This window comes from Flavobacterium amnicola, assembly GCF_004122165.1.
GTDB lineage: Bacteria > Bacteroidota > Bacteroidia > Flavobacteriales > Flavobacteriaceae > Flavobacterium > Flavobacterium amnicola.
Genome location: NZ_SBKO01000001.1, coordinates 1223886 through 1245002 on the forward strand (window position 1 = coordinate 1223886; position 21117 = coordinate 1245002).

A 21117-nucleotide genomic window follows, 5' to 3' on the forward strand; every position below is an offset into this window, starting at 1 on the left:
CAAACTTGCTTTTCAGAATAATTCTGAAATCTAAAATCTGCAATCTAAAATTAAGTATGAAATTATCTCATTTTCAATTCAATTTACCTACTGAATTATTAGCGGAATTCCCTGCCGAAAACCGTGACGAATCTCGTTTAATGGTTGTCAACAGAAAGACAGGAACTATTGAACACAAATTATTCAAAGATATTTTAGAATATTTTGACGAAGGCGATGTAATGGTGGTAAACAATACTAAGGTTTTTCCAGCGCGTCTTTATGGTAATAAAGAAAAAACAGGAGCACGTATTGAAGTTTTCTTGTTAAGAGAATTAAATGCGGAGCAACGTCTTTGGGATGTTTTGGTAGATCCAGCCCGTAAAATTCGTATCGGAAATAAATTATACTTTGGAGATGATGATTCATTAGTAGCTGAAGTAATCGACAATACAACCTCTCGTGGTAGAACCTTACGTTTCTTATATGATGGTTCGTATGAAGAATTCAGAGCGAAATTGGTAGAACTTGGTGAAACACCAATCCCGAAATACATTAACCGTGAAGTAACTCCTGAAGATGCAGAGCGTTACCAAACCATTTATGCCAAAGAAGAGGGTGCAGTTGCAGCCCCTACAGCTGGTTTGCACTTTTCGAAACACTTAATGAAGCGTTTGGAAATCAAAGGTGTTGATTTTGCAGAAGTAACACTACACGTTGGTTTGGGTACTTTTAATCCGGTGGAAGTAGAAGATTTATCGAAACACAAAATGGATTCTGAAGAATTAAAAATTACGCAAGAAGCTTGTGATAAAGTTAACAAAGCCAAAGCCAATAAAAAACGTGTTTGTGCAATTGGTACTACAACGATGCGTGCTTTAGAAAGTTCGGTTTCGTCAAACAAAACATTAAATGCATTTGAAGGTTGGACCAATAAATTCATTTTCCCTCCTCACGATTTTAGTTTGGCTGATTGTATGGTGACTAATTTTCATACTCCGAAATCAACCTTGTTAATGATGATATCTGCTTTCTGTGGTCATGATTTAATGCGTAAAGCATATGATGAAGCGATTAAAGAAGGTTATAAATTCTATTCTTACGGTGATGCCATGTTGATTTTGTAATCATTGTAAAAAATAAAAATACTATTCAAACCCAATCTTTTAGGATTGGGTTTTTTTATTCTCTGCCCTAAACTTTAAAACATTGTTGCTTTGCTTCTTTGTAACTTTTCAATACTTTTACACTTCAAAACTAAATCCAATGTCATTTCAAAACACATTAGCATTTGCACAACAGTTAGATGCACAAGATGAATTAAAAGCCTATAGAGACGAGTTCATTTTTCCACAGCACAATAACAAAAACGTGATCTATTTTACAGGTAATTCCCTTGGTTTGCAACCCAAGCGTGCTAAAAAATATGTGGAAGATGTTATGAATGATTGGGCAAATTTAGCAGTAGAAGGACATTTTTATGCTGAAAAACCATGGTGGGATTATCAAGAACGTTTTGCAGAACCTTTAAGTAAAATCGTAGGCGCCAAACCATCTGAAGTAACGGTAATGAATACCCTAACTGTAAATCTACATTTGTTAATGGTGTCGTTTTATCGCCCCACCAAAACACGATACAAGATTATTTGCGAAGAAAAGGCATTTCCATCCGATCAATATATGTTTCAAAGTCAAGTGCAACATCACGGTTATGATGTGAATGATGCCATTGTAGAAATTAAAAGAAGAGAAGGAGAACACAACATTCGTTTAGAAGATATTATTGCAAAAATAAATGAAGTAGGTGATGAGTTGGCTTTGGTATTAATTGGTGGTGTAAATTACTATACAGGCCAAGTTTTCGATATGAAATCCATCACCGAAGCAGGACATAAAGTTGGAGCCAATGTTGGTTTCGATTTGGCACATGCTGCCGGAAATATCAAATTAGATCTTCACAATTGGAATGTCGATTTCGCGGCTTGGTGTTCGTATAAATACATGAATTCTGGACCGGGAAATGCTTCGGGTTGTTTCGTTCATGAAAAACATCATCAGGCAAATTTACCTCGATTCGCAGGCTGGTGGGGACATAATAAAGAACGTCGATTTAAAATGGAACCTGATTTTGATCCAGTGCATGGTGCTGATGGTTGGCAAGTAAGTAATTTGCCAATTTTGTCTTTGGCTCCTTATTTGGCTTCTGCCGAAATGTTTGCCGAAGTGGGAATGGATAAATTAATCAAAAAAAGAGACCAAATCACTTCGTATCTGGAATTTATCTTACACGAAATTGATGCCGAAATTGCAGGAACCGAATTTGAAATTATTACCCCTTCCAATTCAGAAGAAAGAGCTTGCCAGTTGTCAGTATTCTTACACGGACAAGGTCGCAATCTTTTTGATTATTTAATGAAAAACGGAGTAATTACCGATTGGCGTGAACCCAACGTAATCCGTTTGGCACCCGTTCCGATGTATTGTTCTTTCGAAGATATGTATAACTTCGGTCAGATATTGAAAGAAGGAATCTATTCGTTAAAATAAATGTATATATTTGTTTTGTTATCAACCACTTAAAAAACTAATATGAAAAAAACATTACTCATTCTATCGTTGGTATGTTTTGGCGTAGTAAATACCAGCAATGCTCAATCTTCAAAAAACGAAAAAGCAGGTTTAAATTATTTACAATCTAAATCAAAAGAATTTAATATCAATAAAGATCACGGTTTTAAATTGCGTCACGTACACAATGGTGCCGCTGGAGAAACACTTCGTTATCAGCACACTATAAATAATGTCCCAGTTTTTGGAAGTGAATTTGTAGTAAATTTTTCAGATAAGAACGAAGTAGTTTATACTTCAAATAGTTATGACAGTTCTGTTAGTATGATTGATACTAATCCAGTGATTAATCGCGATAATGCACTTTCCATTGCCAATAATGCATTAAATCCTTCCAATAGCGAGATTACATTTCAAGAAGCAAATTTGTATGTATACAAAGATAAAGACCAAACAGTTTTAACGTATCGTGTTTCTTTACAAGTTACTGATAAACCTGGAGATTGGGAAATTTTTGTAAATGCAAAAACTTCAGCAGTTATCTCTATAAAAGATGTCGCTTTTTACCACCATAAAGAGAAAAATTCAGAACCTAATAGTGTTAATCATGCACCAATGTTTAAAGCGCCTTTAGCTTATGTATCTGGTTCAGGAATGGTTTTTAATGCAGATCCATTATCACAAGCTCACGTGGCCTATGGTGGTAATTATGTAGATAATAATGATGCTACCAATGCACAATTAGATGCAGCAAGAGTTTCTGTTGTATTGCCAGAGATTGATTTTACTGCTGGAGTGTACCGATTAAAAAGTTCTTATACAGATATTGGCGATTTCGAAAGGCCAAGAAATGGAGAATTTACACAAGCTACAAATGTTTTTAATTTTAATCGAGAACAAGATGGTTTTGAAGCAGTGAATACGTTTTATCATGTTGATAAAAGCTTACGTTATATAGATCAAGTTCTGGGGGTTAATTGTGTGCCGCAACAAAATGGAGGTTTGGTGATTTTTGATCCACATGGATTAAGAGGTGATGATAATTCTCATTTTCTTCCAGCATCAGATGAAATTGCCTTTGGAGAAGGTTGTGTAGATGATGCCGAAGATGCTGATGTTATTTTGCATGAATTAGGACATGGTTTAGACGACTGGATGACTGGAGGGAGTGCTTCAAATTATACAGGAGAAGGAAATGGAGATTATTGGGCCCAGTCCTACAGTAGAAGTTTAAATCAATGGTTGCCAACAGATCCAGCGTATCATTATCAATTTAGTTGGGATGGTCACAACGAATGTTGGGGAGGTAGAACGACAAATTACGCAGCAACTTACCCTGGCGGATTAGTGAATTCAATTCATACCGATGGGCAAATTTGGGCTACTGCATTAATGAAAATTTATGATGTTATCGGAAGAGCCAAAATGGATAAAGCTTTCTTGGAAGGTTTGGCATTAACCAATACTTCAACAAATCAAGCTCAAGCGGCAGTTGCAGTTCGACAAGCAGCAATTAATATGAATTATCCATGTGCAGATATTAAAACAATGACCGATATTTTTAACGCTACAGGTTATGCTGTTCCTGCTATTGCCTTTGTCTTAAAAGTGCCTGCAAACAAAACAGTAACAGCTGGAGTAGGAAATGTGTATGTGTTACCAAATTATTCTAGTGAATGTAACGCCATTAGCAGTAATTGTGATGCAGTTATCACTCAAAGTCCAATACCAGGTACTTCTTTAGCTCCGGGAGTATATACTATAACGATGACGGCAAATTCTCCAACAGGTAGAGATACTAATGCAATAGTAAACAATACATTTACACTTACAGTTCAACCGTTCCTTGGTGTGGATGAAGTGGTTAAAAATAGTTTGAAAATTTATCCGAATCCTGCCGTTTCTGAAATTACAATTAAAGGAGATGACATTGCAAACCAAAAAATGGAAATCTATAATTTACTTGGTCAAAAAGTGTTAGAACAAACCTTAATGAGCAACGAAAATAAAATAGCTATTTCGCAATTGTCTAAAGGTGTTTATACCATTAAATTAATCAATTCTAATGTTACAGTTAAGTTTGTGAAAAATTAAGAATTGAGAAAAATATTTTAAAAGTCTGTTTAGTTTTAAACAGACTTTTTTTATTCGATTTATCCAAATATCTTTGTGTTTTAAAGTTTAAAATAATGAACAAACAACAAATCATTGCCAATTTCGATCCCTCACAGCCTGGTTTAGCCGATGCGACAGTTTTTGGATTGCCTTTTTCGGCAGAAGATTCGGAAATTATTGTCATTCCTGTGCCTTGGGAAGTAACGGTGAGTTATGGGGCTGGTGCTTCGGAAGGCCCAGATGCTGTAATGGATGCTTCGTTTCAAGTCGATTTAAATCACCAAGATTTTCCTGAATTATGGAAATTAGGGATTTTTATGGAAGAGGCACCAAAACATTGGAAAACCAATTCTGATAAATACAAATCATTAGCACAACCTATTATTGAAGCGTTAGAAGCGGGTGAAGACATTGAAACATTCCCGGCCTTGCAATCGGATTTAGATAAAATCAATAAAGTGTGTCGTGAGTTACACACTAAAGTCAAGGAAAAAGTGTTGTATTGGACAAACAAAGGTAAAAAAGTAGTGCTTTTAGGTGGAGATCATTCAACACCACTAGGCTACTACGAAGCGTTGGCATCCCAACACGATAACTTCGGAATTTTGCACCTAGACGCTCATATGGATTTGCGTATTGCCTACGAAGGTTTTACTTTCTCCCATGCTTCAATTATGTACAATGCGTTGCAAATTCCTCAAATTTCTAAAATTGTTCAAGTGGGTATTCGTGATTTCTGTGAACAAGAAGTCGAGGTGGTGATGAAGTCTAACGGACGTGTATTGGTCAATACCGATGCCGATTTAAAAGCAGAAACGTTTCAAGGAAAAACGTGGGAAGCGCAATGCGACACAATTATAGCTTCCTTACCTCAGAAAGTATGTATTTCTTTCGATATTGACGGAATGTATCCCTGGTATTGCCCTAACACAGGAACGCCTGTTCCTGGCGGATTTTCATTCGAACAAGCGACTTATTTGTTTAATAAATTAGCCGAAAGTGGCAAAGAAATCATTGGTTTCGATTTGGTGGAAGTAGCGCCAGGAGAAAGTGATGATTGGGATGGTAATGTAGGAGCACGTATGTTATTCCACATGTGTGGTGTTTTAGCTAAAAATAATGGACTCAATACAGGAAAAAAAATAGTTTTTCCTAGAACGTAATAGTCATTACAACAACGTAATCTAAATTCCTACAAGGTTTTCAAAATCTTGTAGGTTTTTTTATTTAAATTTGAGATTCTAAACACCAACCCAATGAAAATTGTAAAAAAAGTTGCCTTAGTTTTATTGATTCTTGTCGTTCTTTTAGGAATAGGGATTTATGGCTATTTATTAACTACGAAACCACAGTATGAAGGCGAAATTCAAATAAAAGGAATTAGTAAAGAAACTTCTGTTTATTTTGATGAATTTGGAGTACCGCATATTTATGCTGCTTCCGAAAAAGATGCTCAAATTGTTTTAGGGTATGTTCATGCTCAAGAGCGATTGTGGCAAATGGAATTAATCCGTCGTATTGCACCAGGAAAACTACCTGAATTATTTGGCACAAGAGCACTAAGCATCAGTAAGTTTTTTATGAGCTTAGGTATCGATGAAGCATCCGAAAAGGCAATTGCGAATTTAGATAAGAATGGGAAACCCTATCAATTGGCAATGGCTTATCTTGATGGTGTCAATCAATATGTAGAAAACGGAAAAACGCCCGTTGAATATACGTTGTTAGGTATTAAAAAAGAAAAATTTACACTCAAAGACGTCATGAACACTTTTGGGTACATGTCTTTTAGCTTCGCAATGGCCCAAAAAACCGACCCATTGTTGACCGATTTACGAAATAAATTCGGGGACAATTACATGAAAGAGTTAGGGGTTGATTATTCGTATAATACTTTAAAAATTAAATCCACTCCACAACAAAACCAAGAGTATGTGGAAATCGCAAAAGCTGTGGCAGATTTGTTAGATGCTTCTCCAGTTCCGCCTTTCATTGGAAGTAATAGTTGGGTGTTGTCGCCAAAGAAAACCACTACAGGAAAAGTACTTTTTTCTAACGATCCACATATCGAATATTCGCAACCCGGAACATGGTACGAAGCGCACATCGTTTCTCCAGAAAATGAAATTTATGGGTATTATTTAGCGGGAACACCTTTTCCGCTGTTGGGACACAATCGTCAGTATGCTTATGGTTTGACGATGTTTGAAAATGACGATGCCGATTTTTATCAAGAAGAAAATAATCCGACCAATGAAAATCAATACAAAACAGCAACGGGTTTTGCAGATTATGTCGTTAAAAATAAAACCATTAAAGTCAAAGATAGTGCTTCAGTGAATTTTAGCTATAAGCAAACCCACCACGGGCCAATTATGAACGGAATTTTAAAGGATTTCGTTTCGGAAAAACCAGTCGCTTTCAATTGGATATATACCCATGAAGCAAATAGAATTTTGGAAGCCGTTTACAGTTTGAGTCATGCTAAAGACGTTAATGATTTTCAAAAAAACATCGAATTGATAGTAGCACCCGGACTAAATATTATGTATGGGGATGCGCAAAACAATATTGCTTGGAAAACCTCAGGGAAATTGTATAAATTCCAACCAGGTGTAAATCCGAATTTTATTCTGAATGGATCTAACGGAAAAGACGATAAACTTGAATACCTCGATTTTGCTAAAAATCCAGGAGCAATCAATCCGTCATGGAATTATGTCTACTCTTCCAACAACATGCCTGAAGCCATTGATGGGTACAATTACCAAGGCTATTATTTGCCGGAAGACAGAGCGCGAAGAATTACGCAATTACTAGATGCTAAAAACAATTGGACCAAAGAAGATATTAGTAAAATGTTGGTAGATGATACTTCTCCAGTACAAGTGGAAGTGACTCAAAATTTCATGACAGCTATAGATGTTAAGTCGTTGTCAGCTCAAGAGCAAAAAGCGGTTGAAATCTTAAAAAAATGGAACGGCTCGAATAAAGTGACTGATGTTGCTCCAACGATATACAACAAGTTCGTTTATTTCTATCTGAAAAACACTTTTAAAGATGAAATGGGAGAGATTGGATTTGCTCAATTCTTGAAAACGCATGTCATGAAACAATCTATCGCCAATCAAAGTAAAATTAAAAACTCGCTTTGGTGGGACAATATTGCGACGAAAGATAAGAAAGAAACACAATCTGAAATCTTAACCCAATCGTTGAAAAAAGCCATTGCAACTCTTGAATCGCAATTAGGAAATGATATAAATACATGGACATGGGACCGCGTTCACAAAGTGGAATACAAGCATCCTCTGGGAAGTGTCGCGTTATTACGACCGTTTTTTAACGTAGGGATGTTTGAAATTGCAGGTTCGAACGAAGTGATTAATAATGTAATGTTTGATTTTTCGGAAGATGCAGAATATACCATAAAAGCAGGGCCTTCTACTAGAAGAATTGTTGATTTTAGCGATGTGGAAAATTCGTGGAGTATCTTGCCAACAGGGCAATCTGGAAACCCAATGAGCAAGCATTACAACGACCAAGCAGAAATGTATGCCCAAGGAAAATTCCGAAAAATGAAAATGAATAAGAAGGAAATTGAAACGACTTCAACGAAATTGGTCTTTCTTCCGAAATAATATGATAAAAATCATTCGTCTTTTAGAGGCTAAACCCCTAAATTTGCACTCGAGTCCGTGAGGCCGAACTGTATGGAATAAAAACCGCTTTATAATAACTTAATGCAGAAAGAGAAAAAAATTGCCATAGTAGGTGCTGGATTAGTTGGGACGCTATTAGGGATTTATTTAAGAAGAAGAGGACATACTGTTCATGTATATGATAGAAGTCCAGACATTAGAAAAATAAATTTTTCTGGACGATCCATTAATTTGGTTTTGTCCGATCGTGGCATTAAAGCACTTAAAGATGTCGGTTTGGATGATGAGGTTTTATCTATTGGTATTCCTGTTGAAAAAAGAGCCATACACATTGGTAAGGATGCGGTAAACAAGCAGTTTTATGGCAAAGACGGAGAAGTGATTTATTCCTTATCTCGAGGCTTACTGAATAAAAAAATGGTCGATTTAGCCGAACAAGAAGGAGTGGAGTTCTTCTTTGAAAGTAAAATTTGGGATGTTACGCTTACTGATGCAACGTTGCACGTAGGAGAGGAAGAACGTGGGGAATGGACCGAATTAAAATACGATTTAGTCTTTGGTGCCGACGGAGCCTTTTCCAGAATACGTCATCGTATGCAACGTCAAATTATGTTCAATTACTCGCAAGAATTCTTGAATATAGGCTACAAAGAATTGAATATTCCAGCCAACCCTGATGGCACACATAAATTAGACAAAAACTCCTTACACATTTGGCCCCGTGGGCAGTTTATGCTTATGGCATTGGCTAATTTAGACGGAAGTTTTACCTGTACTTTGTTTATGCCAAATGATGGTGAAAATTCATTTGAAGAGTTGAAAACCAAAGAGCAATTAGTAGCGTTTTTTGGAACTCATTTTCCTGATACCAAAGAAGTGATTCCGAATTTGGTAGAAGATTTCTTTAAAAATCCTACTAGTTACTTGGTAACGATGAAATGTTTTCCTTGGACCTATAGCGATAAAGTCGCTTTAATCGGTGATGCTTGTCATGCTATTGTTCCTTTTTATGGTCATGGAATGAATGCTGGCTTTGAAGATATTACCGTCTTAAACGAAATGATAGACAAATATGGTGACGATTGGGCGAATCTTCTAAACGATTATGAAAACTCCAGAAAACCAAATGCCGACGCCATCGCAGAACTTTCCTATCGCAATTTTATGGAAATGAGTTCCAAAACGGCCGATGCTAATTTCTTACTTCAAAAGAAAATCGAAAAATGGTTCTCCGACAAACATCCCGATCTTTGGGTGCCTTTGTATTCGAGAGTTACTTTTAGCCATCAACCGTATTCAGAAGCTTTAGCGGAAGGTGATTTCCAAAATAAAATCATGGAAGAAATCATGAAAATGCCCAATATTGAGGAAAAATGGAATAGCGAAGAAGTGGAGAATAAAATTATTTCCTTATTAAAATAGTTTTTTAGGAGCTATTTACTTCGTCAGTTCGCTTTGCTCGTGTCCAGCTCTACTTTGCAATCTGTCATTGCGAAGAAAGAAGCAATCTAATGATTTTCATTTATCGCAATGTCAGGATTTCCACTACGATCTGGGCTATTGGCCACCGCGCCATCTGGCCCCTTCGCTAAAACAGTTCACTGAACTGTTTTTTTACGCTTGGTCCTCCTCCCGATGCACCTTCGTAAAATCGAAAGCGGGTCTGCAAATAGCAATATATTCACAGGGTTCCTCAAACGGATTCGAATATTGTACTCGGGTGTTTTTTTCAATTTTTATCGATTGTCCTGCTTCCAGAATTATTGTTTCTCCTTCGATGATAAATTGCTTTTTCCCAGAAATAACATACGTGTATTCTTCAAACTCCGGTGTTTGAAATGGTTCACTCCATTTAGGCGGCGCCACCATATGCGCAATGGAAATGTCTGGATTGTTGGTAGTAGCGTTTCCGTGATGTTCCTCGATGAGTTTTCCATCGGTAGTCGGCACTACAAAAGGGGCTTTTTGAATAAAATAGTTTTTCATAGCTTACTTTTTAAAAATAAAATATACGGCCAATACCAAGAAGCACATCCCTATGAAATGATTCCATCGTAAACTTTCATTTTTAAAAAAAAGCATCGAAAAAATCACAAATATGATTAGCGTAATTACTTCTTGAATGACTTTTAATTGCAACAAAGAAAACGGACCTCCATTGCCTTCGTAGCCAATTTTGTTAGCGGGCACTTGAAAGCAATATTCAAACAAGGCCAAACCCCAACTAATGAGAACAACGGTTATTAATCCGGCATTTTCGAACCATTTCAGTTCTTTAAATTTTAGATGTCCGTACCAAGCCAATGTCATAAAAACATTTGAAAGTATCAGTAAGCCAATCGTAATATATCCTTTCATTTTTACTTTTATTCCTTTTACCTTTTCTATTTTTACTTCTTGAGCACTTTCATTAAAACATTAAAAGCTCCACGAATAAAACTGGCACTTGTGACTACTTTTAGTACTGATTTTCCAACGACTTCTCCCATCCCTGGTTCTTTACTTTCTTTTTTCTCTTCTTCGGCTTCGGCAACTTCTTCGGAGATTTCTTCAATTTTTTTCGTCAGCATTTCATAGGCACTTTCACGATCAATTTCCTCTTGGTATTTTTCAACCAATTTCGAATTGGAATTGATTTTCGAAATTTCACTTTCCGTTAAAATATCCATTCGGCTTTCAGGAGCACGCATCATACAAGCTACAAGCGGTGTCGGGATTCCTTTTTCATTTAAGGCAGTCACCAATGCTTCTCCAATTCCCAGCGAAGTGATTACTTCGTCAGTATCATAATACTCTGAAATTGGATAATTCTCAGATGTTTGTTTGATCGCTTGACGGTCATTTGCAGTAAAAGCACGAAGTGCATGTTGAATTTTTAATCCCAATTGTGCCAAGACTTCTTTCGGAACATCCATTGGGTTTTGGGTAATAAAATACACCCCAATTCCTTTGGAACGAATCAGTTTAATAATGGTTTCAATTTGATTCAATAAGGCTTTGCTCGCTTCGTTAAAAATCAAATGGGCTTCATCAATAAAAATCACCAATTCCGGTTGTTCCACATCTCCTTTTTCAGGCATTTGATTGTAAATCTCGGCAAGTAAATTCAACATAAAAGTCGAAAACAACTTCGGTTTGTCTTGAATATCAGTTAGTCGAACAATATTAACATACCCACGGCCATTTTCGTCAATTCGCATTAAATCGTCTATTTCAAATGATTTTTCGCCAAAGAAAATGTCTGCTCCTTGCTGCTCCAATTCGATTATTTTGCGAAGAATAGTGCCTGTGGTAGCCGTTGAAATTTTTCCATACAATTCCGAAATTTCTTCTTTGCCTTCTTCGGTAATGTAATTCATGACTTTTTTAATGTCTTTTAAATCCAGTAAAGGCATTTTTTTGTCGTCACAATATTTGAAAATCACGGCTATGACACCCGATTGTGTTTCGTTCAAATCCAATATTCTTGAAAATAAAACGGGTCCAAATTCAGAAACCGTGGCACGTAATCGCACCCCGTCTTGCTCTGAGAGCGTTAATAGTTCTACCGGAAAGGATTTCGCTTGAAATGGAATGTCGATTTTGGTATGACGCTCTTTAATGAAATCTTTTTCTTCTCCTTCAGCAGCAATACCTGAGAAATCACCTTTAATGTCCATCATTAGAACGGGAATTCCATTTTGAGATAATTGTTCTGATAGTACTTGTATGGTTTTGGTTTTTCCAGTTCCGGTGGCTCCGGCAATTAAGCCATGTCGGTTCATTGTTTTTAAAGGAATCGTAACGTGTATTGTTTGGGCCTGCCCATCTAAAATAGCGCCACCTAGGCTTATATTTGCTCCTTTACATGAGTATCCAGTAGTAATATCGGTCTTAAATTTTTCTAATTTTTCCATTATTGAGGTGTTAACGAGTGCAATTTATTAAATTTTGACGCGTTTTTTATGTATTGCATTGTTTTCAGTTAAAATTTCAACGCTACTCATCGTTTAGGGTCAATTTGATCAGTAGAATATAATATTGCGAAAATTCACTTTCGAATGATATAATTCTGTTAAAAATTGATTTTTTAGATGGATAATTAACTAAATTTGAAGATAATGTAATTTTAAAATAAAACGAAGCTTATTTTATTTGTAAAACAAAGTGTTTTATTGTAAAAAAAGTTTTTTTATTTAGAGTAAAAAATTAAATTTGCTCCCACTATTAAATAATTATTCAAAAATTATAATCAATTAGAAAATTTAAATTTAGAAAAAATGGCAAACAACGTTAAAGTTAAGAAAGAAGAAAGTTCAAAAGGAGGAGATAGTTTCTCTGCTATTGTTATTGTAGCTTGTTTAATTGTAGGAACATTAATTTGGAAATTTGTGATGGGAGCTGCTTCAAACTTTGAAGGAGGTAACCCAGAAACTGGACACCCTTTAAATACTTTAGGTATGGTTTATAAAGGAGGTTTTATCGTACCAATCTTATTAGGTATGTTGTTAATGGTAGTTGTTTTTTCTATCGAGCGTTTCATGGTAATTTCTAAAGCTGCTGGAAAAGGTAATTTAGATGCTTTCATGAAAAAAGTTCAAGCAAGTGTTACAGGTGGTGATATCGATGGTGCTATCGAAGCTTGTGACAAACAAAAAGGTTCTGTAGCAAATGCTATCAAAGCTGGTTTAGTAAAATATAATGCTGTAAAAGCAGAAGGTTTTACTTCAGAAGAAGCTACTGAAACAATCCACAAAGAAATTGAAGAAGTTACTTCTTTAGAAATGCCAATGTTAGAAAAAAATATGACTATTATCTCTACAATGGTGGCTTTAGGAACTCTTGGAGGATTATTAGGAACTGTATCAGGGATGATCAAAGCGTTTGGTGCATTAGCAACTGCAGGTACTCCTGACCAAGCAGCATTAGCAACTGGTATTTCTGAGGCACTTATTAATACTGCAACGGGTATCTCTACTTCTGCTTTAGCAATTGTTACTTATAACTACTTTACTTCTAAAATCGATACGTTAACGTATTCTATTGATGAAGCTGCAAACACGATTGTAAACACTTACAGACGTTTCAAAGGAAGTTTAAAATAATATTAATCAAATACTAAATAAGAACGGTACAGTTTTTGTGACGTTTTTGTTTAGGTAAAAATATAGATATGGCTAAAGTAAAATCGCATAAAGCGGCTGGAGCAATTGACATGACGGCAATGTGTGACGTGGCTTTCCTTTTACTAACGTTCTTTATCTTAACCGCAACCGCAAAACAACCAGAGCCCTTAGCCGTTGATACGCCTAACTCTACAGTGCAAACAAAATTGCCTGATACGGGTTTAGCTACACTAACAGTAGGTAAAGGAAAAGTGTTTTTTGGTATGGTAGATAGACCAGTTAGAAGAAGAACTCTTGAACTTATGGGGCAAGAGTTTGGAATAAACTTCACAGAAGACGAAAAAAATCGTTTTTCGCTTATTGACGGATTTGGTGTTCCTGTAGCTAATTTGAGTCAGATAATTAAATTATCGAGCTCAGAAAGAAATCAAAAAGATTTACAACCAGGAATTCCTAGAGATACAGTAGATTTGAAAAAAGACGAATTATCTCGCTGGATTTATAACGCTCGTATTGCAAATACAGAATTAACAAACAACGATTTGAAATTTGCAATCAAAGGTGATGCTAAATTAGAATATCCTACCATCAAACAGGTAATGGATGTTTTACAAGAACAAAACGTAAACAGTTTCAACTTGGTGACAGGTTTGCGTGGACAAGATTTCTAATATAACAAGATAAAGAAATGGCAGAATTAAATACCGATGGCGGTGGTGACAAAAAAGGCGGCAAGGTAAGAAGTAAAAAAAGCAACTCGAAAGTAGATTTAACTGCAATGGTTGATTTAGCGTTCTTACTAATCACGTTCTTTATGTTGACTACCTCGTTATCAAAACCTCAGTCGATGAACTTGGGGATGCCTGATAAAAAAGACAAGCCGGAAGATAAAGAAGAAGATATTGAAGTTGCAGATAATAGAACCATGACTATTTTGTTAGGTGAAAACAACAAAGTAAAATGGTATATGGGACAATTTACGTCACCTCTTGAAGGACCTAAAGATTCATCTTATGGTAAAGAAGGAATTCGTAACGAGATTTTATCAAAAATGAAATCGGTTCCTGAAGCAACTGGAGATGTAAAAAAAGGGTTAATCGTAATTTTAAAATTGGATAAAAAAACCAATTATAAAAATATGGTGGATATTTTAGATGAAATGGCAATTGCAAAAGTACCTACTTATGCTATTGTAGATTTATCTCCTGAAGAAAAAGCATTATTAGCTAACTAGTAACTAACCCTAAAGTATATAAAAAATGAAATTAGATATTTTTACAAACAAGTGGTTAGACTTAGTATTTGAAGGACGTAATAAAAAGTATGGTGCTTATGAGTTACGTAAAGACAATCCTAAAACTACGCTAAGAGCTTTATTGGTTGGAGCTGTTGTTTTTGCTGCTGCCATTAGTGCACCAGTGTTAATTAACATGCTTCCAGATAGTGATAATGCAAAAAACTCACTTGATGAAAAAGTGGTATTGGTAAACATGGATAAACCAAAAGAAAATATTCCACCACCACCACCACCTAAAAAAGTGGAGCCGCCAAAACCAAAGATTGACGAAGTGAAATTCGTGAAACCTAAAGTTGTTGAGGCGAAAAAAGTGACCGAAGAAATCAAAACTATCGAGGAACTGAAAGATAAAAACATTGCTGAAAAAGACCAAAAAGGGGATAAAGATGCAAAAGTAACTATCGATCAACCAACGGGTGATTCTGATAAAGCGGTAGAAGTAGTAGATAACAATGTGTACTCTTCTGCAGGTATTGAGGTACAACCGGAATTCCCTGGAGGATGGGCTAAGTTTGGGAGCTACGTGCAAAAAAACTTCCGTACTCCTGAAGTGGACTCAGATCTTAAAGGACGTGTATTTGTTGAATTCGTTGTTGAAAAAGACGGAAGTTTAACAGATATCAAAGTCATTAGGGATTTAGGTTACGGTACAGGTGCTGAAGCAGTTAGAATGCTTAAAGGTGCTCCAAGATTTAAAGCAGGTGAGCAAAATGGTAAAAAGATTCGTGTAAAATACAGTTTACCAATTTTACTTGATATTAAATCGGAATAATACATGAATAATTTTTATTCAAATATGATGAAGAAATCGCTTAAAGAGCGATTTCTTCTCGTTATAGGTGTTTTGTTTTTTATTATTTATTTAACAATGGGATTGGCTATTTTGTTTTGGCAAAAGTTACCTTTGCCTTTGTCGCAAGGGTATCGTACTACTTTAGGAATTGCCATTATCGTGTACGCTTTCTTGCGTTTTATACGCTTTTTTCAAAAATCATAGAATGAAGAAAATTAAATATTTATTGCTTGCTATAGTTGCTGTAATCGCTGTTTTTAGTTGTAACCAAAAAAGTGATTCAGAAACAATCTTAACAGGAACTGCTACGATATTAGTAGACGAGACGATTTTACCGGTTATTGAAGATCAAGTGCTGGTTTTTGAAAATCAATATGAAGCAAAAATACAATTGGTTCCAAAATCAGAATCTGAAATTGTCAAATTACTTTCCGAAGGGAAAAATGACCTGGCGATTCTAACTCGTGAATTAACCAAAGGGGAAGCGGCCTATTTTGAAAATAAAAAAATAAAAGCAAGGATTACTCCCATTGCTACAGATGGAGTTGCTTTTATTGCTAACAAAGCTTCGGAAGGCACTCAAATTGATTTGAATGATGTTGTGGCTACCTTACAAGGGAAGTCTTCCAAGTACGCTGGGTTGGTTTTTGATAACGCTAATTCTAGTACGGTTAAGTATTTTAAAGATTTAGCCAAAGTAAAAGAATTGCCAAAAGAAAAAATATTTTCATTTAAGACCAATAATGAAGTCATAGATTTCGTTTCTAAGAATAACGGAATGATTGGAGTGGTTGGGGTGAATTGGATTATGCAGCCAATGCCTGACTTTCAAAAAACGGTTGATAACGTTTCTGTTTTGGATGTAAAAACAAATAATGGTACTTTTGCCAAGCCCACACAAGAAGATATTGCAACTAACTTATATCCAGTGATTCGACAAATAAAAATGTTAAATTATCAAGGGACTCGAGGTTTAGGCATGGGATTTGCTTCTTTTATGGGAGGAGAGATAGGACAACGCATTATTCTTAAGTCGGGATTGGTACCGGTAAGAATGCCAGGGAGAAATCTTATCATCCGAAAAGAAGTAGAAAATAAAAAAGACAATTAATTAATATAAAGATGAATAAAGTTAAATTTTTCAGTATCGCTTTTTTAGCAGCTGGTGTTTCTGCCTTTGCTCAAGATATCGAATCAGCAAAAAAAGCTATGGATGCTGAACAATACGAAAAAGCAAAATCAATTTTAAAAGCAATCGTAAAAACTACTCCAGATAACGGAAGAGCTTCTTTCCTGTTAGGAAATGTGTATTTGCGTCAAAGTATTCAAGATTCTGCCAAAATGGTTTTCCAAAAAGGATTAACCGCTAAAGATGCTGGTTCTTTTAACTATATTGGTTTAGGACAATTGGATTTAGATAATGGTAACGCTCAAGCAGCACAATTCAATTTTGATCAAGCTACGGCTGGTATGAAAAAGAAAGATATTGAGCAGTTTGTACACATTGGAAAAGCGCTTACCAATTCGGTAAACCCTAATTATAAAAAAGCAATCGAAGTATTAAACAAAGCGAAAGCGATTAACATGAACGATGCGCAAACTTTATTAGCATTGGGTGATGCTTATTTTGGTGAAAGAAATCAAAACGAAGCGTATGCCAACTATCGTAACGCGTATGATGCTGACAATACCCTATTGAGAGCCAAAATGCAATTGGGTGTTTTACTTAAAAATGCAAAAGCATTCGGGGAAGCTAAAGCAGCGTTAGATAACGTATTAGCATTAAATCCAAATTACGGACCAGTGTACCGTGAGTTAGCCGAAACGTATTTTGGTTGGGGACTTAATGACAAAGCTAAATTTAAAGAGTATACCGATAAATCGTTAGCGTATTATGAAAAATACATGAGTTTAACCGATTATTCTTTACCATCACGTATGCGTCATGCCGATTTCTTAATCATTGCTAAAGATTACAAAGCATTAGAGAAAGAAGCTAATGAAATGAAAAAATTAGATAAAGTAAATCCTCGTATTTTACGTTATTTAGGGTATTCTGCTTACGAAAACGGAAATACGGATTCGGCTATCGAAGCATTAAAAGAATTTACTGGAAATGCTTCTAATAAATTAATTGGCCGTGATTTCTTATACCTTGGAATGGCACAGTTGAAAAAATCTACTCCAGTAGTTGCTGAAGGTGCCAAAGTAATAGTTGATGAAGTGTTGTATAAAGCTGCTGTTGAAAATTTCGCTAAAGCGGTAAGCATGGACAAACCAATGGCTAACGATTTGAACGAAATTGGTAAAGGTTATTTTGATAAAAAATTATACAAATATGCAGCTGGAATTTATGAAGTAGCGATTACCAATGCCAACTCTAAAAATTATTTGTATGATAACTTTTTCTTAGGATATGCGTTGTATTTCGACAATATTCGTGAGGATGTGAAAACGGTAAATGTTGCCGATTTGCAAAAAGCAGATAAAGCATTTGCTGCAGTTATTGAAAAATCACCAACCACTCAAGATGCTCATATTTATAGAGCTCGTGTAAATGGTTTGTTGTCGGATGCTACTGCAAAAGCGCAAATGGCGAAAAGCTATGAAGAGTTTATGAATGTAGTAACGACCAAAGGTGCGGATGCAGTAACGGCGAATAAAGCAAAATTTATTGAAGCTTACCAAGAATTAGCGAGATACTATGGTAAAACAGATAAACTAAAAGCAAATGAATTAATTGCTAAAGCCTTAGTTCTGGATCCTGCAGATGCCGACAGCATTAACATCAAAAATGCTTTAAAATAAAAGTAAGGATGAAAATTATAAAAACCGTCAAGAGTAAATCGAGACGGTTTTTTGTTTTATGGGACCTTGGGTTTTCTTATTAAAGGAAAGATTTTGGGATTTCTTAATTCCTAATTCTTAATTCGGAATTCATTTGCCTATCTTTGCCAACTATTTTTGATTTTATGCTTACAAAAGAAATACAAATAGCCGTAGATAAAGGAGAAATGCTTCCGCTGATGGAAGAATTCTACACGATTCAAGGCGAAGGATACCATACAGGAACAGCCGCTTATTTTATAAGAATTGGTGGTTGCGATGTTGGATGTCATTGGTGTGATGTGAAAGAAAGTTGGAATGCCGAACTGCATCCACCAACAAACATGGATGTAATTGTGACAAATGCCAAGGAATATGCCGAAACAGTTGTCATTACGGGTGGAGAACCATTAACATGGAATATGAATCCCATTACCGCTAAGTTAATGGAGAACGGAATGCGTGTGCATATCGAAACTTCGGGAGCGTATCCTGTTTCTGGAAAATGGGATTGGTTTTGTTTGTCTCCAAAGAAAAACAAACTTCCTGTTCAAGAGGCTTACGATATTGCTAACGAGTTAAAAGTAATCGTTTACAACAAACACGATTTCCAATTTGCCGAAGAACAAGCGGCTAAAGTAAATCCAAATGCCATTTTATTTTTACAACCAGAATGGAGTAAAAAAGAAGAAATGACCCCACTTATTGTCGATTATGTGATGAACAATCCGAAATGGAGAGTGTCTCTACAAACGCATAAATATTTAAATATCCCGTAATGAAACGAACTTTAGTTATAGTATTGTTTTTTCTTTTCGTTTCTCAATTGTATTCGCAGGAAAATGAGATTTCAGTAGTAACACTTGATTCTCATAAAGTAGAAAAGGATACAATTAAAGTAGTAAAGAGTCAAACTTTTGGCCAGTATATTCAGAGAAATTTTAAATTTGATCCTGTCAAGAGCGTTAAAGGGAAAATTATAGTTGAATTTTTTGTTGAAAAAGATGGATCTTTAAGTGGTTTTAAAATTATTAAAGATGTTGGATATGGTGCCGCTGATGAATTAATTAAAGTGTTAAAAAATGCACCAAAATTTAAACCTGCCATGATAGATGGTGTGCCTATTAAAACTAAATATACTTTGCCAGTCCCAATTGATATTAGAGTTCGATGAAAAAACTTTTTACCCTTGTATTAGTATTATGCTCTTTGGCAACATCCGCCCAAATCATGGGTGAAAACGAAGTGTATTTAAAAGGTGAACTAATTGATCCTAAATTTAACGGTGGAGGTATTAAAGCCTTTAGTGATTACGTGTATGGTTTCATTGATAAATCTAAAATTAAACAAGCCGGAAGAGTTGTCTTTACTTTCGATATTGTGGAAACAGGAGAAATTAAGAACATTAGAATCGTTGAATTTAAAGATATGGATTTCGCAATGGAAGTCATTCGAGTTTTAAAACAATCTCCGAAATGGACTCCAGCTTCTCGAAATGGAAAACCAATCAGTCTTACCATAAAATTTCCTGTTGAATTTAAAATGCGAGTAACTACTAAAACGTAGAAGTAGTATTGATTACTTTTTGAGGAAGTTTTTTTGCAGTTCGTCTGTTTTTTTTTGTATTTCATAGATAAAACCCTGTATTTTAGTGAGATATTTTTGTAATTAAAATTATATTGCTATTTTTATGGCAGATTTCCATCTTTTTTGCCCCAAGCAAATTTAATCTACTCTGTTGATGGTATAACAACAAATACCACAACTATCATGAAAAAAATTCTTTTTATTGTTTTAGCTTTCTTTGCTATGCAGTTTACGCACGCTCAAGCCCCTTTGAGTTCTATTATACCAATTCCTTTTGAAATTGTAGAAAACCAGCCTATTTTCCCAGGGGGAAATAATGAGTTTATAAAATTTGTAGGCAAAAATTTTAAGACGCCAGATGATGAGAATTTTACGGGCGGATTACTAAAGGTTACTTTTGTAATTGAAACTGACGGAACAATTAGTGATGTCAAAATCCTTAAAGATATCGGTTATGGATCTGTAGCTGAAATTAAAAGAGTACTTTCATTATGTCCAAAATGGACTCCCGGAATTCAAAACGACAAACCGGTTAGAGTAATTTATACATTACCTGTTAATATTAGGGTGTAAAAAAACATAAAACACTGAAAAAGAAGCGATTGCGTAAGCGGACGCTTCTTTTTTTGTCATATTTTGACTACAAAATTATTTATTATATGTATTTCGTCGATTTTTTTTGCATTTTTATCGTTTTTTGTCATATGTTTGAAGTCCCAAATCACCTGATTATTAATAAGTTGTTAACTAAATGAATTTGAATTATGAAGAAGTTTGTTGTTTTAGTATTAGGATTGCTATTCGCAAATTTGGGGTTTTCTAAAAATGAAATCAACCAAGTTGAAGCGCCACTACAGTATAATGCTGTTGAAGTGAAACCTTTATTCCCTGGTGGAATGGGTGAATTCATGATGTTTGTTATGAAAAATTACCAAGCTCCTGAAAACGAAGAAGGAGAGGTATTGACAGGTACGATTCATGTTAGTATTATTATAGATAAAGAAGGGAATGTTACTAACGTTCAAATTCTTAGAGATCTAGGGAATGCTGGAAAAGAAGTAAAAAGAGTTTTGGCAAAATGTCCGAAATGGACGCCAGGAAGAAATAAAGGAGAAAATGTAGCAGTAGAATACAATTTCCCTATCACAATTAAATAAATTTTAAGGTGTCTTAAAATTTAAATCC

The 21117-nt window shown here is 35.3% G+C and carries 21 protein-coding genes; 18 read left to right on the forward strand and 3 right to left on the reverse strand.

Annotated elements, in window-relative coordinates; genetic code table 11:
- The first annotated feature begins 56 nt into the window (after window positions 1–56).
- The 6 genes from queA (at window position 57) to EQG63_RS05350 (ending at window position 9746) form a co-directional block, all read left to right on the forward strand.
- Window positions 57–1106, forward strand: a complete 1050-nt coding sequence (queA, locus tag EQG63_RS05325) for a tRNA preQ1(34) S-adenosylmethionine ribosyltransferase-isomerase QueA (protein WP_129435173.1) — start codon at window positions 57–59, stop codon at window positions 1104–1106.
- 139 nt (window positions 1107–1245) lie between these two features.
- Window positions 1246–2526 carry a kynureninase gene (kynU, locus tag EQG63_RS05330; RefSeq protein ID WP_129435175.1) on the forward strand — a complete coding sequence of 427 codons (1281 nt, stop codon included), beginning with the start codon at window positions 1246–1248 and terminating at the stop codon, window positions 2524–2526.
- 42 nt (window positions 2527–2568) lie between these two features.
- Entirely contained in the window at window positions 2569–4641 is a 2073-nt protein-coding gene (locus EQG63_RS05335; RefSeq protein ID WP_129435177.1) for a T9SS type A sorting domain-containing protein, read from the forward strand.
- A gap of 95 nt (window positions 4642–4736) precedes the next feature.
- Window positions 4737–5825, forward strand: a complete 1089-nt coding sequence (locus EQG63_RS05340) for an agmatinase family protein (RefSeq protein ID WP_129435179.1) — start codon at window positions 4737–4739, stop codon at window positions 5823–5825.
- A 93-nt stretch (window positions 5826–5918) separates the two neighbouring features.
- The gene (locus tag EQG63_RS05345) at window positions 5919–8303 is read left to right on the forward strand and encodes a penicillin acylase family protein (protein ID WP_129435181.1); all 2385 of its coding nucleotides are present in this window, start codon (window positions 5919–5921) and stop codon (window positions 8301–8303) included.
- A gap of 102 nt (window positions 8304–8405) precedes the next feature.
- Complete coding sequence (locus EQG63_RS05350; protein ID WP_129435183.1) at window positions 8406–9746, forward strand: FAD-dependent oxidoreductase; 1341 nt, start codon at window positions 8406–8408, stop codon at window positions 9744–9746.
- A gap of 192 nt (window positions 9747–9938) precedes the next feature.
- On the opposite strand, the gene EQG63_RS05355 is transcribed toward EQG63_RS05350, so the two are convergent.
- The 3 genes from EQG63_RS05355 to EQG63_RS05365 are packed head-to-tail and all read right to left on the reverse strand — an operon-like array spanning window position 9939 to window position 12220.
- Window positions 9939–10310, reverse strand: a complete 372-nt coding sequence (locus EQG63_RS05355) for a cupin domain-containing protein (protein WP_129435185.1) — start codon at window positions 10308–10310, stop codon at window positions 9939–9941.
- Window positions 10311–10313: 3 nt separating this feature from the next.
- Window positions 10314–10682, reverse strand: coding sequence for a DMT family protein (locus tag EQG63_RS05360; protein ID WP_129435187.1), 369 nt, complete (start codon window positions 10680–10682; stop codon window positions 10314–10316).
- Window positions 10683–10714: 32 nt separating this feature from the next.
- The gene (locus EQG63_RS05365; RefSeq protein ID WP_129435189.1) at window positions 10715–12220 is read right to left on the reverse strand and encodes a helicase HerA-like domain-containing protein; all 1506 of its coding nucleotides are present in this window, start codon (window positions 12218–12220) and stop codon (window positions 10715–10717) included.
- A gap of 363 nt (window positions 12221–12583) precedes the next feature.
- Between EQG63_RS05365 and EQG63_RS05370 the strand changes: the two genes are divergently transcribed.
- The 12 genes from EQG63_RS05370 to EQG63_RS05425 all read left to right on the forward strand — a co-directional run bounded on the left by EQG63_RS05370 (window position 12584) and on the right by EQG63_RS05425 (window position 21089).
- Window positions 12584–13408 (forward strand): MotA/TolQ/ExbB proton channel family protein, encoded by an 825-nt coding sequence (locus EQG63_RS05370; protein ID WP_129435191.1) that lies wholly within the window; start codon window positions 12584–12586, stop codon window positions 13406–13408.
- Between the two features lie 68 nt (window positions 13409–13476).
- The gene (locus EQG63_RS05375; protein ID WP_129435193.1) at window positions 13477–14100 is read left to right on the forward strand and encodes an ExbD/TolR family protein; all 624 of its coding nucleotides are present in this window, start codon (window positions 13477–13479) and stop codon (window positions 14098–14100) included.
- A 17-nt stretch (window positions 14101–14117) separates the two neighbouring features.
- Window positions 14118–14663, forward strand: a complete 546-nt coding sequence (locus tag EQG63_RS05380) for an ExbD/TolR family protein (RefSeq protein WP_129435195.1) — start codon at window positions 14118–14120, stop codon at window positions 14661–14663.
- A 25-nt stretch (window positions 14664–14688) separates the two neighbouring features.
- A complete protein-coding gene (locus EQG63_RS05385) occupies window positions 14689–15498 on the forward strand; it encodes an energy transducer TonB (protein WP_129435197.1) in 810 nt (269 codons plus the stop codon).
- Window positions 15499–15522: 24 nt separating this feature from the next.
- Entirely contained in the window at window positions 15523–15723 is a 201-nt protein-coding gene (locus tag EQG63_RS05390) for a hypothetical protein (RefSeq protein WP_235827806.1), read from the forward strand.
- A 1-nt stretch (window position 15724) separates the two neighbouring features.
- Window positions 15725–16630: a PstS family phosphate ABC transporter substrate-binding protein gene (locus EQG63_RS05395; protein WP_129435201.1), complete on the forward strand. Its 906-nt coding sequence runs from the start codon at window positions 15725–15727 to the stop codon at window positions 16628–16630.
- An 11-nt stretch (window positions 16631–16641) separates the two neighbouring features.
- Window positions 16642–18327, forward strand: a complete 1686-nt coding sequence (locus EQG63_RS05400) for a tetratricopeptide repeat protein (RefSeq protein WP_129435203.1) — start codon at window positions 16642–16644, stop codon at window positions 18325–18327.
- 164 nt (window positions 18328–18491) lie between these two features.
- On the forward strand, window positions 18492–19124 hold the full coding sequence (locus tag EQG63_RS05405; RefSeq protein ID WP_129435205.1) for a 7-carboxy-7-deazaguanine synthase QueE: 633 nt from the start codon (window positions 18492–18494) through the stop codon (window positions 19122–19124).
- Window positions 19124–19519 (forward strand): energy transducer TonB, encoded by a 396-nt coding sequence (locus tag EQG63_RS05410; RefSeq protein ID WP_129435207.1) that lies wholly within the window; start codon window positions 19124–19126, stop codon window positions 19517–19519. Before EQG63_RS05405 ends, EQG63_RS05410 begins: the two co-directional genes overlap by 1 nt.
- Window positions 19516–19911 carry an energy transducer TonB gene (locus EQG63_RS05415; protein ID WP_129435209.1) on the forward strand — a complete coding sequence of 132 codons (396 nt, stop codon included), beginning with the start codon at window positions 19516–19518 and terminating at the stop codon, window positions 19909–19911. Before EQG63_RS05410 ends, EQG63_RS05415 begins: the two co-directional genes overlap by 4 nt.
- Window positions 19912–20115: 204 nt before the next feature.
- Window positions 20116–20505, forward strand: coding sequence for an energy transducer TonB (locus tag EQG63_RS05420; RefSeq protein WP_129435210.1), 390 nt, complete (start codon window positions 20116–20118; stop codon window positions 20503–20505).
- Window positions 20506–20696: 191 nt separating this feature from the next.
- Window positions 20697–21089: an energy transducer TonB gene (locus tag EQG63_RS05425; protein ID WP_129435212.1), complete on the forward strand. Its 393-nt coding sequence runs from the start codon at window positions 20697–20699 to the stop codon at window positions 21087–21089.
- Window positions 21090–21117: the final 28 nt, after the last annotated feature.